15 protein-coding genes (1 of these 15 running past the window's edge) are annotated in these 16,969 nt (G+C 61.3%); 4 read left to right on the forward strand and 11 right to left on the reverse strand.

Features of this window, described 5'->3' with window-relative positions:
* A protein-coding gene (locus tag RIB87_RS03755) for a M23 family metallopeptidase (protein WP_350143656.1) crosses the window boundary here: on the forward strand, nucleotides 1-515 show its end. The gene continues 1,240 nt to the left of window position 1, outside the view; only the last 515 of its 1,755 coding nucleotides appear in the window; the start codon falls outside the window, past its left edge; the stop codon is at nucleotides 513-515.
* Nucleotides 516-591: 76 nt separating this feature from the next.
* Here RIB87_RS03755 and clpB read toward each other — a convergent pair whose 3' ends face one another.
* Nucleotides 592-3,255 carry an ATP-dependent chaperone ClpB gene (clpB, locus tag RIB87_RS03760; protein ID WP_350143658.1) on the reverse strand — a complete coding sequence of 888 codons (2,664 nt, stop codon included), beginning with the start codon at nucleotides 3,253-3,255 and terminating at the stop codon, nucleotides 592-594.
* 264 nt (nucleotides 3,256-3,519) lie between these two features.
* On the opposite strand from clpB, the gene RIB87_RS03765 reads away from it, so the two are divergent.
* Nucleotides 3,520-4,299, forward strand: a complete 780-nt coding sequence (locus RIB87_RS03765; protein ID WP_350143660.1) for an MOSC domain-containing protein — start codon at nucleotides 3,520-3,522, stop codon at nucleotides 4,297-4,299.
* A gap of 34 nt (nucleotides 4,300-4,333) precedes the next feature.
* Here RIB87_RS03765 and RIB87_RS03770 read toward each other — a convergent pair whose 3' ends face one another.
* From RIB87_RS03770 to RIB87_RS03795, 6 genes are all read right to left on the reverse strand, one after another.
* Complete coding sequence (locus RIB87_RS03770) at nucleotides 4,334-5,011, reverse strand: DUF4167 domain-containing protein (RefSeq protein ID WP_350143662.1); 678 nt, start codon at nucleotides 5,009-5,011, stop codon at nucleotides 4,334-4,336.
* A gap of 440 nt (nucleotides 5,012-5,451) precedes the next feature.
* Complete coding sequence (gene prmC, locus RIB87_RS03775; RefSeq protein ID WP_350143664.1) at nucleotides 5,452-6,330, reverse strand: peptide chain release factor N(5)-glutamine methyltransferase; 879 nt, start codon at nucleotides 6,328-6,330, stop codon at nucleotides 5,452-5,454.
* Nucleotides 6,327-7,412, reverse strand: coding sequence for a peptide chain release factor 1 (gene prfA / locus RIB87_RS03780; RefSeq protein ID WP_350143666.1), 1,086 nt, complete (start codon nucleotides 7,410-7,412; stop codon nucleotides 6,327-6,329). The genes prmC and prfA overlap by 4 nt, the downstream gene beginning before the upstream one ends.
* Nucleotides 7,413-7,471: 59 nt before the next feature.
* Complete coding sequence (locus tag RIB87_RS03785) at nucleotides 7,472-8,692, reverse strand: helix-turn-helix domain-containing protein (protein WP_350143668.1); 1,221 nt, start codon at nucleotides 8,690-8,692, stop codon at nucleotides 7,472-7,474.
* A gap of 158 nt (nucleotides 8,693-8,850) precedes the next feature.
* On the reverse strand, nucleotides 8,851-11,061 hold the full coding sequence (gene ptsP, locus RIB87_RS03790) for a phosphoenolpyruvate--protein phosphotransferase (RefSeq protein ID WP_350145553.1): 2,211 nt from the start codon (nucleotides 11,059-11,061) through the stop codon (nucleotides 8,851-8,853).
* A 175-nt stretch (nucleotides 11,062-11,236) separates the two neighbouring features.
* The gene (locus RIB87_RS03795) at nucleotides 11,237-12,511 is read right to left on the reverse strand and encodes an aspartate kinase (RefSeq protein ID WP_350143670.1); all 1,275 of its coding nucleotides are present in this window, start codon (nucleotides 12,509-12,511) and stop codon (nucleotides 11,237-11,239) included.
* Between the two features lie 250 nt (nucleotides 12,512-12,761).
* Here RIB87_RS03795 and ubiG point away from each other — a divergent pair, with 250 nt between their 5' ends.
* Complete coding sequence (gene ubiG / locus RIB87_RS03800) at nucleotides 12,762-13,535, forward strand: bifunctional 2-polyprenyl-6-hydroxyphenol methylase/3-demethylubiquinol 3-O-methyltransferase UbiG (RefSeq protein WP_350143672.1); 774 nt, start codon at nucleotides 12,762-12,764, stop codon at nucleotides 13,533-13,535.
* A gap of 74 nt (nucleotides 13,536-13,609) precedes the next feature.
* On the opposite strand, the gene RIB87_RS03805 is transcribed toward ubiG, so the two are convergent.
* From RIB87_RS03805 to RIB87_RS03820, 4 genes are read right to left on the reverse strand one after another with little or no spacing between them, the layout of a single operon-like run.
* Nucleotides 13,610-14,041, reverse strand: coding sequence for a DUF1178 family protein (locus tag RIB87_RS03805; protein ID WP_350143675.1), 432 nt, complete (start codon nucleotides 14,039-14,041; stop codon nucleotides 13,610-13,612).
* A 3-nt stretch (nucleotides 14,042-14,044) separates the two neighbouring features.
* Nucleotides 14,045-14,896: a carbon-nitrogen hydrolase family protein gene (locus tag RIB87_RS03810; RefSeq protein WP_350145555.1), complete on the reverse strand. Its 852-nt coding sequence runs from the start codon at nucleotides 14,894-14,896 to the stop codon at nucleotides 14,045-14,047.
* Between the two features lie 20 nt (nucleotides 14,897-14,916).
* The gene (gene grxC, locus RIB87_RS03815; protein WP_350143677.1) at nucleotides 14,917-15,171 is read right to left on the reverse strand and encodes a glutaredoxin 3; all 255 of its coding nucleotides are present in this window, start codon (nucleotides 15,169-15,171) and stop codon (nucleotides 14,917-14,919) included.
* Nucleotides 15,172-15,217: 46 nt separating this feature from the next.
* Complete coding sequence (locus RIB87_RS03820) at nucleotides 15,218-15,985, reverse strand: ComFC family protein (protein ID WP_350143679.1); 768 nt, start codon at nucleotides 15,983-15,985, stop codon at nucleotides 15,218-15,220.
* A 69-nt stretch (nucleotides 15,986-16,054) separates the two neighbouring features.
* Here RIB87_RS03820 and RIB87_RS03825 point away from each other — a divergent pair, with 69 nt between their 5' ends.
* The gene (locus RIB87_RS03825) at nucleotides 16,055-16,966 is read left to right on the forward strand and encodes a methyltransferase domain-containing protein (protein WP_350143682.1); all 912 of its coding nucleotides are present in this window, start codon (nucleotides 16,055-16,057) and stop codon (nucleotides 16,964-16,966) included.
* Nucleotides 16,967-16,969: the final 3 nt, after the last annotated feature.

The following is a 16,969-nucleotide window of genomic DNA, read 5'->3' on the forward strand; positions in this document are numbered from 1 at the left end:
CGCGCATCTCGTCGGGCTTTGGCAACCGCCGCCACCCGATCCTTGGGTATAACAAGATGCACACGGGCACTGACTTTGCCGCCCCCACCGGCACGCCCATTTACGCAGCCGGCAACGGCACCATCGTCAAGGCTGGCTGGAACGGCGGCTTTGGCAAATACGTGAAAATCCGCCACGCCAACGGCTACGAAACCGCCTACGCCCACATGAGCCGCATTTCCAAGGGTATTACGCCCGGCGCGCGCGTGACCCAGGGCCAGACCATCGGCCTCGTTGGCTCCACCGGCCGCTCCACGGGTCCGCACCTGCATTACGAAGTGCACGTGCGCGGCAAGAAAGTGAACCCGATGGCCATCCGCGTGCCCACAGGCCGCAAACTGGAAGGCAAGGCCCTGTCCGCCTTCAAGGCAAGCCGCGACGGCCTGAACGCTGAAATGGCCCAGGTAGAACCGCTGCAGCCGCCGGTAAACACGGCCAGCGCCAAAACGCCGAACACGGACAATTCAGTCGAGTAGTCACGTAACCATTGCAGATACAAAAAGGGCGGCTCAAACGAGCCGCCCTTTCTTTTTATCTCACTGCTGCCGAGCGCTAGTGCACCACCGGCCCCTCAGGCTCATCCCCGCCGGGCACGCCCGTGGGGAGGCCTGAGCCGAGGCCTGACAGGTCAGCGCCCATATCGTGGCCGTTGATGATGAGGCCGCCGTCGCCGGCTTCCACCGTCACCGTTTCGCCGTCATGGATCGCACCTTCAAGCACAAGCTCCGCCAGCGGGTCCTGCAAAGCGCGCTGGATGACGCGCTTCAAGGGACGTGCACCGTAGGCCGGATCATATCCTTTCTCGGCAAGCCATTCCCTGGCGTCGTCTGACAGGTCCAGCGTGATCTTGCGGCCTGCCAGCAGGCGCATCAGGCCACCCATCTGGATTTCAACGATGCCGGACATCTGCGCGCGGCCCAAACGATGGAACAGGATGATTTCATCCAGCCGGTTGAGGAACTCCGGCCTGAAATGCATCCGCACCGAGCCCATCACCTGGTCACGCACAGCGTCTGAGTCTTCGCCATCCGCCTGCGCCACCAGATATTCCGCGCCCATATTGGACGTCATGATGATGAGTGTGTTGCGGAAATCCACCGTGCGGCCCTGGCCATCTGTCAGGCGGCCATCATCAAGCACCTGCAACAGCACGTTGAACACGTCCGGGTGCGCCTTTTCGATCTCGTCAAACAGCACCACCTGATAAGGCCGCCTGCGGACGGCTTCGGTGAGCGCGCCGCCTTCCTCGTAGCCCACATAGCCGGGAGGGGCACCAATCAACCGGGCAACCGAGTGCTTCTCCATATACTCCGACATGTCCATGCGAACGATGGCGCTGTCGTCGTCAAACAGGAAGCCTGCCAGTGCCTTGGTCAGCTCGGTCTTGCCGACGCCGGTTGGCCCCAGGAACATGAACGAGCCAATCGGCCGGTTGGGGTCCTGCAGGCCGGCCCGCGCACGCCGCACAGCGCGCGACACAGCAGCCACAGCCTCCTTCTGGCCGATGACACGGTTGGCCAGCACCTGCTCCATCTGCAGCAGCTTTTCGCGCTCGCCTTCCAGCATCTTGTCCACGGGAATGCCGGTCCAGCGCGAGACGATGCCCGCCACGTGCTCGTCGGTCACTTCCTCGTCCAGCATGGTGCCGGCCTCAGCGCCGTCGGCTTCAGCCAGCTTCTTTTCAAGCTCCGGGATCACCCCATAGGCAAGCTCACTGGCGCGCTCAAGATCGCCCGCCCGCTGCACCTTTTCGAGGTCGCCGCGCGCCTGATCCAGCGCTTCCTTCAGCTTCTGGGAGCCTGCGAGTTTTTCCTTCTCACCCTGCCAGCGCGCCGTGAGTTCAGCGGAGCGCTGTTCAAGCTCGGCCAGATCCTTTTGCAGCGTCTCAAGGCGATCCTTGGAGGCTGCATCAGTTTCTTTTTTCAGCGCCTCGCGCTCGATCTTGAGCTGAATGACCCGGCGGTCCAGCTCATCAAGTTCTTCGGGCTTTGAATCCACCTGCATCCGCAGCCGACTTGCAGCTTCGTCCACAAGGTCAATCGCCTTGTCCGGCAGGAACCGCTCCGTGATGTAGCGATCAGAAAGTTGAGCCGCCGCCACAATGGCCGAATCAGTAATTCGGACACCATGATGCAACTCGTACTTTTCCTTCAGTCCACGCAGGATCGAGATTGTGTCTTCAATCGTCGGCTCGTTGACCATTACCGGCTGGAACCGGCGCGCAAGGGCTGCATCTTTTTCAACGTGCTTGCGATATTCGTCCAGCGTCGTGGCGCCAATGCAGTGCAGTTCACCGCGCGCCAAGGCGGGCTTGAGCAGGTTGGACGCATCCATTGCCCCATCCGCCTTGCCGGCGCCCACCAGCGTGTGCATTTCGTCGATGAACAAAATGATCTGGCCATCGGCGCCGGTCACTTCGTTGAGCACTGCCTTGAGGCGCTCCTCAAACTCACCGCGATATTTGGCACCGGCAATCAGCGAGCCCATGTCGAGGGCCAGCAGGCTCTTGTCCTTGAGGCTTTCAGGCACATCGCCGTTGACAATGCGCAGCGCCAACCCTTCCGCGATGGCGGTTTTGCCTACGCCGGGTTCACCTATCAGTACCGGATTGTTTTTGGTTCTGCGTGACAGAACCTGAATGGTGCGGCGGATTTCTTCGTCGCGGCCAATGACCGGGTCCAGCTTGCCGTCGCGCGCCACCTGCGTCAGGTCGCGGGCATATTTTTTAAGCGCGTCATACTGATCTTCCGCACCCGCACTATCGGCGGTGCGACCCTTGCGCACATCCTGAATGGCCGCGTTCAGCCCGTTGGGCGTCACGCCTGCCTCTTTCAATACGCGCCCGGCCTCGGTCTGTGTCGCCATGACGAGCGCCAGCAACACCCGCTCTGCGGTGACAAAACTGTCGCCTTCTTTTTTGGAGATTTCTTCGGCGGTGTCGAACACCCGCGCCGTTTCAGGTGCCATGTAAAGCTGCCCGGCGCCTGCGCCCTCAACCTTGGGCAATTTACCCAGCGCCAGCTCAGCCCCCTGAAGCGCCACGTCCGGGCGGCCTCCGGCTTTGCGGATGAGATTTGCTGCCAGCCCCTCGGCGTCGTCGAGCAGCACTTTAAGCATGTGTTCGGGCTTGAATTGCTGGTGTCCCTCGCGCACGGCAATGCCCTGCGCTGATTGCAAAAAGCCCTTCACGCGATCCGTATAGATTTCGAGATTCATCGTGTTCCCTCGTATCAGCCCGGCAACCGGCGCTGTTTGGAAAGCGTCCCCAGTATGGGCAACGCGTATGAAAACAAGTGTGTATGCCGCTCCGCCCCGAAGGCACGGTGCTGCGGATTATATGTGGTGTGCCATATGGGCAACACAAGGGCATTCGGCCAAAGTTTTTGGCCCTGATTGTCAGTGAAACGCCACGGATTTGACATCAGAGCCAAAGCGCAGTGCCATCCGTGTTCACTCATTTGCCGATGGAATCAGCCAAGCATGTCCACAGCCGTCGTTACCGCCCTTTACCGCTATCCGGTGAAGGGCCTGTCGCCTGAAAAAATGGACCGGGTAAGCCTTGAGGCAGGCCAGACCATGCCGTGGGACCGCGCCTTTGCCATTGAAAACGGCACCCAGGATTTTGACCCGGCGGACCCGCAATATTTTCCAAAAACAAAGTTCCTGATGCTGATGAAGAACGAACGGCTGGCGGCGCTTGAAACATCATTCGATGATGCATCCGGCGTGCTGACCATCAACCGCAAGGGCAAGCAGGTAGCGCGCGGCGACATCACCAGCCGCATTGGCCGCCAACTCATCGAGCACTTTCTCACCAGCTATATGGCCGACGATCTGCGCGGCGCGCCCCGCATTGTGACCACACACGGGATTGCAGCAGACGGGTTTTCGTTTTCAGACGTGCCGATGAAAGTGCTGTCGCTGATCAATCTTGAAAGCGTGCGTGACCTTGAGCGTGTCACCGGCCAGCCCGTGGACCCGCTGCGGTTTCGCGCCAATGTGTATATTGAAGGCGTGCCCGCCTGGGCTGAGCTTGGATGGGAGAACAAGGGGCTTTCTCTCGGCAATCTCGCCGTCAAAGGCGTGCTGCGCACGCAGCGCTGCGCCGCCACAAACGTGAACCCGCACACAGCGCAGCGCGACATGAACCTGCCGCAGGCGCTGCGTGTGGCCTACGGGCACATGGATATGGGCATCTATTGCGAGGTGAGTGCGCCCGGCGATCTGGCCACCGGCGACGCCGTGACCCTACCTGCCTGACGGACCACGTGGTGCGCCTGCCTGGGTGACCTGCCTAGGCTGGCTCGGCAACGCTATCGTCTCCGCCAGCGTCGGCAACCACCTCAGCCTTCGGTTCAGCAGGCTTGCGCCGGGGCTTGTCGCTCTTATCCGGCGTACTGGCCTCAGCGGTGTCCGTGTCGGCGTCGGCGCCGCTATTGGTGTCATTCCCACCGGACTGAGAGGCTGAAGGGGCCGTATTACCGTCAGCGTTTTCGCCCCCATTCTCGCTTACGGTGTCACGACGTCTGCGGCCTCGGCGGCGATTACCACCATCGCGGTCGCGTCCGCCGTCACGGGTTTCGTCTGCGTCACCGCCATTAGCGCCCACGTTGGCACCTCCACTGGCACCCCCGTTGGAATTGGCGCCGCCGGTCTGGGGCTGATTGTTACCGTCCTGATCATCGCCGCCATGACGGCCCTGCTGCTGGTCGCGTTGCTCGCGCTGTTCCTGGTTTTGCTGCTGGGTTGCCAGCATCAGCCGGTAATAGTGCTCTGCGTGCTGCAGATAATTTTCAGCGCCAATCCGGTCACCACTCACGGAGGCGTCGCGCGCAAGCTGCTGATATTTCTCGCTGATATGCGAGGCGTTGCCGCGGATTTTCACGTCCGGCCCGTTGCTCTCGTAAGAGCGATTGGTGTTGTTGCCCGGCTTGCGCCCGCGGCTGCGTGATCTGTTGGGTTTGTTCGCCACTGTGATTTCCCGTTACGTGGTCATGTCGTTTTATGTGGTCAGGTCGTTTATGTGGTCAGGTCGTTGCTTCCCGGCACCCGCGCGGCGTCACACCCGGTGATCGACGCACCTGCCGGAGAAAAGTTAAGTGAGCGCATCAGGCTGACTGTGCCGCGCTGCTCAGTGTTGTTGTGTCCCGTAAAAGGCGCGCCTAACGCCTTTTCCACCCTGTCCGCTTACAGATGAACCCCCGTCTTGGAATATCATCTTTTTGATGTTTGCAGCCCGCGCGGATCACAGGTCGTCAACATCAATGAAGGTCTATGGTGGACGGGAGAGCGCCTCGAAAGGCCGGTGCGCACATATGCGCTAAATCCCCTTGACGCAGACCCTAGCCGCTCAACCGGCGCAATCCAAGCCCTTTTTGCATCCCCCAACTCACCCGTTTCTTACCCTGATGCCTAACGCCCGGCGCGCGCCACCACCACACGGGGGCGCCCGGCAAGGTCGCGCACAACGCCCAGCCCGCGGCCCCTGATACTCGCCCCCGCAGCGGCCAGAATTGCGGTCACATCCCTTGCCTGCGCCGGGCCGATCTCGAATGCCAGCAGCGCGCCGGGTCTGGCGATCAACGGCACCTGACCGGCGATACGGCGATAGGGCTCAAGCCCGTCCCTGCCGCCGTCCAAAGCCCGTACCGGGTCATGCGCGCGTACCTCACGCATCAGCCCCGGCAACTCACCGCGCGCAATGTAAGGCGGGTTTGAAACCACGATATCGGCCAACCGCGCAGGGACCAGCCCCCAGTCCGACATCAAAAATGACGCCCGGTCTGACAGGCCCACAGCCTGCGCATTGGCCCGTGCTGTCGTGACCGCACCAAACGACAGATCAGACCCTAGTCCGCGTGCCGCAGGCAGTGCTGTAAGCAGCGCCAGCAAAATCGCTCCGCTGCCGGTGCCAAGGTCACGAATATAGGGCCGCATTTCATGGCCGGCGCGTGCCACAACGGCGTTCACCAGCGTCTCGGTGTCGGGGCGCGGATCAAGTGTGTCCGATGTCACACGAAGCGACAGGCCCCAGAACTCGCGGTATCCCACAATGCGCGATACCGGCTTGCCGCACGCGCGCGCATCCACAAACCGCCGGAACGTCGTGCCCGCTTCGGCATCCAACGCGGCGTCACCCCGCAAAATCAGGTGTTCGGCAGAAAGCCCTGTCGCTGCGCCCAGAAGTACCCGCGCATCCAACGCGGCAGACGCAACGCCCGCCTTCGCCAACACCTCACGCCCATATTTCAGGGCGGCATCAATGCAAAGGGGGGCAGATGTCTGCGTCACGCAGCATCCGGCGCGTTGACCGCTGCAAGCCGCGCCGCCTGATCTTCACTGATGAGCGCGTCGATCACCTCGTCCAGTGCATCGCCGGCAATCACCTGATCCAGCTTGTAAAGCGTCAGGTTGATGCGATGGTCTGTCACCCGGCCCTGAGGGAAATTGTAGGTGCGGATGCGTTCAGACCTGTCGCCTGTCCCCACCTGCCCACGGCGCGCTTCCGCGCGCTCTGCATCCACCTTGGCGCGCTGGGCGTCAAAAATCCGGGCACGGAGGATTTTCATGCCTTTGGCGCGGTTTTTGTGCTGGGATTTTTCGTCCTGCTGCGACACAACGATGCCGGTTGGAATATGCGTGATCCGCACCGCACTGTCGGTGGTGTTCACTGACTGTCCGCCAGGGCCGGACGCGCGAAACACATCAATGCGCAGATCTTTTTCTTCAATCTGTACATCCACTTCCTCAGCCTCAGGCAACACGGCCACGGTGGCGGCTGACGTATGAATACGGCCGGAGCCTTCGGTTTCCGGCACCCTCTGCACGCGATGCACGCCGGATTCAAACTTCAGCCGCGAAAACACACCCTGCCCGCTGATGCCGGCGATGATTTCCTTGTAACCGCCCACTTCGCCGTCCGAGACCGAGATGATTTCCATCTTCCATTTGTGCAGTTCGGCGTAGCGCTGGTACATGCGAAACAGGCTGCCGGCAAACAATGCCGCCTCGTCGCCGCCGGTGCCCGCGCGCACTTCCAAAATGGCGTCGCGATCGTCGGCTTCGTCCTTGGGCAGCAGCAACAGCGAAATATCGTGCTCGATCTCCGGCAGACTCTCGTCCAGCACCTTGAGTTCATCGCGGGCCATCGCGCGCATGTCGGCGTCAAGGCTCTTGTCGGCCAACATCTGTTTGAGGTCATCCGCCTCTGTGCGCGCGTCGCGCAGGCGGTTTACCGCTGCGACAATGGGCGCAATTTCGGCAAACTCCTTCGACAAAGCCACATAGGCTTCGGGGTCAGGATTATCTGACATCCTGGCTTCAAGGTCGGCCTGACGGGCGAGGATCTGATCGATTTTTTGCTCGGAGAGCATGGCGCACCAACACGATTGGGGAGAGACTTACAGCGACTAAAGCAAAAGCCGTTAGCTCGCTACTGCCCGGAAAGTGCTGCGGGATCAAGTGGAAGGTCGGTCAGCACCTGCCCGGCACTGCCCGCAGCACCGGCGGGCTTGCCATCGACAAACAACTGCAACCCGCCGGCATTGCGCGTGGCCAGCACCATGCCCGGACGGTTCGGCGCACGATAGCTCTCTCCCGCCCTCAGTGTGCGTGACAGCAGGACATTGCCGTCGGCGTCCTCGATGCGGACCCAGGTTTGTGCGTTGGCGCGAATGAAGATCCGCGAGTCGTGGTTTTGCTGGCCATACACAAACCCTTCCCATGCCCGTTCCGGGCCTGTCTCAAGGGGAGATACCTGATCGATCGGGTTGGCTGGAGCGGGAGCAGGAGCGACAATCTCCTGCGACGCAGCCACATCGGCAGGCTCTGGCGGCGTGGCAGCGCCAATGGTCCCGGCCAGAGGGCTTGCAGTTTCAGCAGGCACATCTTGTTCTGTTTGTTCCGTGACGACTTCTTCGGCCTGAGCCGCTGGTGCCTGTGCAACTTCACCGGCCTCACCACCTGTCTGCGCGGTAATCCGGTCACGAGCATCTTCTGCCGGCGTTTCTCGCGGCGTTTCCAGCCGTGTTTCAGCCCGTGTTTCAGGTCGGGCGACGGCTGCACCACCTGACTGCACACCGGCTGGCTGTACACTGCCTGGCTGTACACTGCCTGGCTGTACTATGGGCACACGCGTGGTTGGCACTACGGACGGAGCGGTGGTCGCGCGCTCTTCCACCATGCGGTCAGCCGATACCGTCAGCATCCAGACGCCATAAAGCGCTGCGATGACAAGCACGACAATAACAATGACAGCACCGCGCGGCACGCGGGCTTCATCCTCAACATCAGGAAAATTAAGCTGTGTGCCGGGCATGGCCGCAGCATCAAACTCAGCCTTGAAGGCTGTGACCATCTCGGCTTCGTCCAGACCCAGATATTCAGCATACGACCGAACAAAGCCGATGGAATAAGCCCGGCCAGGCATTTTGTCGAAGTGGCCGCCTTCAATGGCTTCAATCTGATCGCGGCGAATGCGCAACTGGCTGGCGACATCGGAAATATCTTCACCAAGCGCCAGACGGGCAGCGTGCATCTGGGCACCAACAGTGCCGCGCGGCTCGGGATTGTCGTCCTGAATATCACGCAGATGCAGACGACGATGGCCGCTGACATCTGCATTTTCCAGATTGAGTTTGGTCACTTTGCCCATATGCGGTCTGCACGCCCTGACATTCGTTATTCAACCCGTCACCCGCCCGTGAAGGCTCCGGATTGGCTACGGCTGCAACACGCAGCCTTGCGGATACTTGCGTATTAGTCTGCCCCAAGACGGTTACTAAACAAAAAACCGCCCGTAACTGCAATGGGTTACAGCGGAATCTTGTTCTCGTGGGCATATGCCAGAAGCTGTGGACGAAGACTGCGGTCGGGCAACGACAGCCTTTCGGCAAGAAAAGCCTCCAGTTTGGCGGCATCCAGCCCCAGAATCATGGTTTTAACCGGCCCGACAGCGGCGGGCGGGATGGACAGCGTTCTGAAGCCAAGCCCCACCAGTGCCATCGCCTCAAGAGGTCGCCCTGCCATCTCGCCGCACAGCGACACCGGCACGTTATGAGCCTCACATTGGGCCACCACATGCTTGAGGAAAGACAACACCGCCGGGCTGAGCAGGTCGTAACGGTCTCCCACCCGCGTATTGCCGCGATCACTGGCGAAAAAGAACTGCAAAAGGTCGTTGGATCCGATGGAGATGAAGTCCACCAGCGGCAGCAGCGCATCCAGTTGCCAGGCCAGCGACGGCACTTCCAGCATGGACCCGACCTCAATGCTGGCGGGGCCGGGTTGGTCCAGTTTTCTGAGACGGGCAATTTCCTTGTCCAGCAGCCCGCGCGCCTTTTGAAACTCGGCCACTTCGGCAACCATCGGAAACATCAGCCGCAGGTTGCGACCGGCGGCAGCCTGCAACAGTGCCCGCACCTGATAGCGCAGCAGCCCCGGCCTATCGAGCGCAATGCGGATTGCCCGCCAGCCCAGGGCCGGGTTTTCCTCCTTGCCGTGCGCCAGATAGGGCAGCACCTTGTCGCCGCCCACATCGAGCGTGCGGAACGTCACCGGCTTGTTGTCGGCAGCGTCCAGCACCTGCGTGTACAGTGCCCGCTGCTCGGAGAGTCTGGGCATGGCTGAGGCAATGAGAAACTGCAACTCGGTGCGGAACAGGCCGATGCCGTCCGCGCCCGCTTCATGCAGATGCGGCAGATCGACCATCAGCCCGGCATTGATGGTGAGCGATACATTCTCACCGTCGCGGGTGACGGCGGGCTTGCCGTGCAGTTTGCGGAACTGTGCCTGACGCCGCGCCCTGAACTTGGCTTTTTCAGAATAGGCCTCGACAATTTCAGGCGACGGCAGCGCATAGACATCGCCGGTATCGCCGTCGGCAATCACCGCATCGCCGGGCACCAGAAAATCGGTGATGCCGGGCACGCGCCCGATCATGGGAATGCCCAGCGCCCGCGCCACGATGGAAACATGCGCTGTTGACGACCCCTCCTCCAGCACCAGGCCGCGCAATTTTCCGCTGTCATAGTCCAGCAGTTCCGCAGGCCCCATATTACGCGCAATCACAATGGCGTCGTCCGGCAGGTCTTCACCCGCGGCGGTAAGCGGCACGCCCGCCAGATGGCTGAGCAGCCGGTTGGCCAGATCATCAAGATCGTGCAGCCGCTCGCGCAGATACGGGTCTGTCTGGCGCATCAGTCGGGCACGGGTTTCGTTTTGAACCCGCTCTACAGCCGCTTCCGCGGTGAGCCCGCTCTCGATTGCCTCGCGCAGCCGGGCCAGCCAGCCCCGGTCATTGGCAAACATGCGGTAGGTTTCAAGAATGTCGCGATGTTCGCCGGCGCTTGAGAACGTTGAGCCAGACAACAATTCGTCGATGGATGCCCGCAGCCGCACCACGGCATTTTCGATGCGGTCCAGTTCTTCACCCGTATCTTCGGCGATGATGCGCGTAACGTGAAAGCGGGGCTGGTGCAGCACAGCATGACCCAAAGCGATGCCTTCAGAGATCGCCACCCCGTGATGATGCATCGCCCGATCGGCGACCATTTCAGCCTGATGGAGCGCTGCCAGATTGACCAGTTCACCGGATGCCACCATTTCCGACAGCACCATGGCCACTGTTTCCAGCGCCTCGATTTCTTCCAGCTTGTAGGAGCGGGTTGTGACGTTTTGAACCGCCAGCACACCCAGTACCCGCCCGCCGCGCAACAACGGCACACCCAGAAATGACAGATAGGGGTCTTCGCCGGTTTCAGGGCGGTAGGCGAAGGCGGGGTGGCTTTGGGCGTGTGACATGGCGAGCGGCCGCGCGGTGTCGGCCACCGTGCCGACCAGACCTTCGCCAAGGTCCAGGAATGTATGATGCACAGCTTCCTGCCGCAGACCTTCGGTAGCAAACAGCTCAAGCTGGTTGTCGGGTTGCAGCAGGTAGATCGAGCAGACTTCCGCCACCATGTTGGACGCGATAAGGCGCACGACAACGGCCAGCCTGTCCTCGGCAGGACCAGACTGCGCCATCACCTCTCGCAGGCGTCTCAACAATGTGCGCGGACCATGCGCGGTCTCAATCACCGGCATTCATTTCCTTTTTCAAAGCAGGCCTTTGACCATGGCAGTCCAGCCTACAGCATTTCAGTTTTCACCAGGCATCGTGATGGCCCGGTTCGGCGTCGCGTGCGCATCTGCTGATGCGTCAGGCGGCGGTATCGCCATCCAGCCCATAGGCTGTGTGCAGCGCGCGCACGGCAAGCTCGGTGTATTCAGCGTCTATCAATACGCTGACCTTGATTTCCGACGTGGAAATCACGTGCAGGTTGATGCCGCGATCCGCCAGCGCATGGAACATTTTTTGTGCCACACCCGTGTGACTGCGCATCCCGACGCCGATCACGGAAATCTTGGCCACGTCGCCATCGGCTATCAGTTGCTGATACCCGATGTCAGCACTTGCGGCTTCCACCACAGCGCGCGCCTTATCCAGCTCGGCGTGGCTGACGGTGAATGTCAGATCCGTCATCGCATCTCCTTCGGAGACGTTCTGAACGATCATGTCCACATTGATACCAGCTTCTGCCAGCGGCCCGAAAATGGCCGCTGCGATGCCCGGTTTGTCAGCCACCTTGACGAGCGTAATCTTGGCTTCGTCGCGCGAATAGGCGATGCCGGTGACAAGTTCCTGTTCCACAATTTCCTCCTCGTCGCAGACGAGCGTTCCCGGCAACCCGGTGTTTGTCCGGCTCGCCGCCACAAGGGCTGCGTCATCCGGATCGTCAAAGGAAGACCGCACCAGCGTGCGGACCTGATGTACCATGGCCAGACCAACTGAGCGCGTCTGCAATACCTTTGCGCCCTGGCTCGCCATTTCCAGCATTTCTTCGTACGTGACTTTTTCAAGTTTGCGCGCCCGCGGCGTCATCCGCGGGTCGGTCGTGTAAACGCCGTCCACATCCGTATAGATATCGCACCTGTCTGCGCCCAGCGCTGCGGCAAGCGCTACCGCACTGGTGTCGGACCCGCCCCGACCCAGGGTCGCAATACGGTTGTTATCGGCCAGCCCCTGAAAGCCTGCCACAACAGCCACGCGGCCTTCGGCAAACGCCTTCTCAAGCGCATCCGTCTCAATTTTCTCGATACGCGCTGCTCCATGCACATTTGATGTGCGGATGGGTATCTGCCAGCCGAGCCACGAGCGGGCAGGCACACCCATTTCGCTCAGTGCAATCGCCAGCAGACCAGACGTAATCTGCTCGCCTGCCGATACTACTGCATCATATTCGCGCGCATCATGCAGGCGCGATGCGTCCTTGCACCACGCCACAAGCTGGTTCGTCGTGCCTGCCATGGCTGACACAACAACGGCTACTTCGTGGCCGGCATCCACTTCACGTTTGACGTGGCGGGCGACCACGCGAATGCGCTCGATGTCTGCCACCGAGGTTCCGCCAAACTTGAGCACCAGTCGCGCCATGTCACTTTCAGACACACGTCACAGCGGCACCACCTATCGCAATACCTGTCGCAATAAGTGGACCGCGGCACAAAGTGCGCCATATCCTTGTCCGTCAATCGTGTTAGATGCGGGCCGCGAAGCGTCACACCTTCGCTGAACGCGGCGTACACATACAGTCAGTGCCGCGCCCCTGCAACCACGCCGCGTATGGTTAACATGGCTCATTAATGCCTGCCCGTTAAAGCCTATCTGCTAAGGATATCCTCGCATGAGTGCCTCCCTCCACCCGGACCCTGAGCATCGAGCACCCACAACCGTGGATGCACAGGAAATAGCCAAGTTTTCGGCAATGGCCGCTGAATGGTGGGATCCGCACGGCAAGTTCCGCCCGCTGCACAAGTTCAATCCGGTGCGGCTGGGCTTCATTCGCGAGCACGTAACTGCACATTTTGGCCGCCCGGCGACCGGTGACAAACCCCTTGAGGGCCTCAAACTTCTGGATATCGGCTGCGGCGGCGGGCTTTTGTCAGAGCCCATGACACGGCTCGGCGCACAGGTAACCGGCGCTGATGCCGGCGAGAAAAACATCAAGACAGCCAGCGTGCACGCCGCCGAGCAGGGCCTCCAAATCGATTATCGCGCCACCACCGCCGAAGCACTGGCGCAAAGTGGCGAGCAGTTTGACGTCATTCTCAACATGGAAGTGATTGAGCATGTCGCCGATACCGCTGCATTCATGAAAGCCTGCGGTGAGTGCCTAAAGCCCGGCGGCCTGATGATTGTCGCCACCCTCAACCGCACGGCGCGGGCCTTTGCATTGGCGATTGTCGGGGCTGAATATGTGCTGGGCTGGCTGCCACGCGGCACCCATGAGTGGTCCAAGTTCATAACGCCTGACGAAATGCGCTGCATGATGAGCGATGCTGCCCTGACCCCCGGCCCGCTCACCGGCGTGTCGTATAATCCGCTAGCGGACAGATGGTCGATCTCGCAAGATGCTGCGGTCAACTACATGATGACGGCAACAAAGCCCGCCACCTGAAGCCTGCCACCTGAAGCCCGCCACCTGAAGCCCGCCCCCCCCCTGAAGCCCGCCCTGTGAAGCCACGCCTGAGCCTAATGCTGCTTGCGGCGCTTGCCGGGAATGGGTGCCACGGCCACACCCTCTTCAATCAGGTCGCGGGCCTCTTCCAGTGTTGCCTCGCCATAAATCTCACGCATCTCGCTTTCCTTGTTGTGGATCGCGCGCGCCTCAGCGGCAAAATTGTCGCCCACATACTCGGCATTCGCTTCCACGTGGCTGCGAACCTTGTCCATGAAGGCTGCAAGTTCACGAGCAGCCTTGAGCGCCTCCCCGCCGTCACCGGCAGGAACCGTGTTGCCCTTGCGGCTGATTGCCGGAGCCATCAGTGATTTTTCGACCTTCGATGTTCCGCATACAACGCACTCAAGCTGGCCCGCCGCGCGCTGGGTGTCATAGGCATCGCCGGACGCAAACCAGGCGTCAAACGCATGTCCCCTGGCACAGGTGAGATTGAAACGGATCATGACTTAAGATGTGGCGCGTCGCGTGACGTCTGGCAAGCTAAACTGCCGGTCATGCTCAAGGGAGGGAATGCGCCCGCGTGCCTGCGCAACTTTGGCGGGGTCTATATCAGCGGCCACAAAGCCGGTTTGCGTCCCGCCATCCGCCAGCACCTGCCCCCACGGGTCCACAATCAGGCTGTGCCCGAATGTCTTGCGCCCGTTTTCGTGGGTGCCGGACTGCGCGGCTGCAAACACGAAACATCCCGTTTCAATGGCGCGTGCGCGCAACAGCACATGCCAGTGCGCCTCGCCCGTGACCTGCGTAAACGCCGACGGCACGGTGAGATAGTCAGCCCCCGCCTGCGCCAGCGCCCGATACAATGCAGGGAACCGCAGATCGTAGCAGACACTCAGCCCGACGCGCCCAAACGGCGTTGGCACAACCACCGCTTCATCGCCGGGCCGATAGTTTTTTGATTCGTGATAGGTCTCGCCATCGGGCAGCGACACATCGAACATGTGAATCTTGTCGTAGCGCCCATGCACGCGCCCGTCCGGCCCCATCAAGAACGAGCGATTGGCCACCTTGTCGGCAGCCACCTTGATGGCCAGGGACCCGACACCGATCCAGATGCCCAGGTCAGCCGCCAGCGCGGCAAGCTGTGACACTGCCGGTGTTTCGCCTTCTGCACGCACGGCGGCAAACAAGTTTTTGCCACCGGCTTCCATCAGCAATGTGTTTTCCGGTGTGAAAACAAACTTTACGCCGTCAGATGCCGCATCGCGGATAAAGTCAGACGCTGCTTCAATATTGGTTTGCGGGTCACGCCCGGAGCACAACGTGACGCACGCAGCGCGGAACGGCACACTGGCCATGTGCGTCGCGACCAAGGTCGTCAGCCCGCCAGCATCGGATCAAGGCCGCCTTTTGCGTCAAGCGCAAACAGATCATCGCAGCCCCCCACATGGGTGTCGCCGACAAACACCTGCGGCACGCTGGTGCGGCCCGTGAGATCAATCATCTTGTCGCGGGCGCCCGGTGTAGCCATCACGTCAATCTCTTCATACGCCACCCCCTTGTCGCGCAGCAGGCCTTTGGCCCGGTGGCAATAGGGACATATCTGCGTGGTGTAGATTTTGACTTTGCTCATGATGTCACCCGGTTACAGCGCTGTTTGGAATAGCTCTTGTTTACCATCATATGGTGGCGTCCAGTGCCGCGACAACCCGTGCCGCCGTCAGAACATCCACCCGCGCCGCACCGGCCCGCTTTAAAACGACCGCGCACGCCTCAACCGTGGCACCGGATGTCAGCACATCGTCAATCACCACAATGTGACGCCCTGCAACGTCGGGCGCATTTTGCCGGAGCCTGAACGCCCCACGCACATTGCGCCGCCGCCCGGCCCTGCTCAGCCCCACCTGACTTTGCGTCGGACGAACCCGCTCCAGCAGATCAGGCTCGCTGGTGACACCCGTCACCTCGCCAAGCACCCGCGCCAGCAACGCCGCCTGATTGAACCGCCGCGCAAACATGCGCCGCCGATGCAGCGGCACCGGCACAATCATGTCCGCGCCCGCCAGCAGATCGCGCCCGGCCACCGCCATCAGCCGGGCCAGCAACGGCGCCAGGTCCATTCGGTCGCTGTATTTGAGCTGATGCACCAGCCGCCGTGCCATGCCATCATACAGCAGGGCCGCCCGCGCCCGGTCATAGACCGGAGGACGCGCCGCTGCCGCTGCACTGATGGCCCCTACCCCCAGATCCGTTTCAAACGGCACGCCGGACACGTCACACAGGGGTGCTGTAATAAACGTGAGCTGCGACCATGCTGCGGGCGCAAGCGTGCCCGGTACACTCACCCGCTCGCCGGTCAACGGACACACCGGCGGCAGCGCAACGGCAATGAGTCCCCGCCCCATGACCCTGCCGGCAGAAAAAATGCTTCGGCCCAGTCGCGCCATGCCTTTGTCCATCTGTCCAGACTAAGCTATGTGCTCAGGCAACACATCCGCCAATGAGCATTCCATACCGTGACCCCACCCGACCCGCAGGCCCCGTTCGACACTGCTTTGATCCGTCACCGGCGATCACGCGCGGCGAACGCTTATGGCGGATTCAATTTCCTCAAAAAGCTGGCCGCTGAGCAAATGGCCGAGCGGTTGCTGGATGCCAATCGCAGTTTTGACACCGGCCTGGACATCGGTTGCCATCACGGCGAGGTGCGCGCACCGCTGATGGCCACAGGTCGCATCACCCACCTCGTTCACGCAGATAGCAGCGCGCACATGGCAGCACACGCACCTGCCCCCACACTGGTGATGGATGAAGAACGGCTGGCGGTTGGTGACGAGCGGGTTGATTTCATTTCCAGCGCCCTTGCGCTTCACCGGGTCAACGATCTGCCCGGCGCGCTCATTCAGATACGCCGTGCACTCAAGCCGGACGGGTTGTTTTTGGGTGCGGTGCTGGGCGGCGAAACCCTCAACGAACTGCGCACAGCCTTTGCCGAGGCGGAAGCGGAAATCGACGGCGGCATCAGCCCCCGCGTCTCACCGTTTGCAGATGTGCGCGACATCGGCAGCCTCATGCAGCGCGCAGGCTTTGCCCTGCCGGTGATTGATGCCGACACCCACACCGTTACCTACGCCACGCCTTTTGCCCTGTTCAAAGACCTGCGCGGCATGGGCGAAACAAACGCTCTCAACAGCCGGCGCAAACAGCCTCTCAAGCGCGCAACGCTGATGCGCATGGCGGAGATTTACGCACAGCGCTATGCCACCCCTGAGGGCCGTGTCAGCGCAACATTTCAGATTATCTATCTGGCCGGGTGGCGGCCCCATGAGAGCCAGCAAAAGCCGTTGCGCCCCGGCAGCGCGCAGCAGCGCCTTGCAGATGCGCTGAAAACGCAAGAAATCAGCACCGGCGAGAAACCGGAACGCTAGCGC

The sequence above is a fragment of the Pyruvatibacter sp. genome (assembly GCF_040219635.1).
Taxonomy (GTDB): domain Bacteria; phylum Pseudomonadota; class Alphaproteobacteria; order CGMCC-115125; family CGMCC-115125; genus Pyruvatibacter.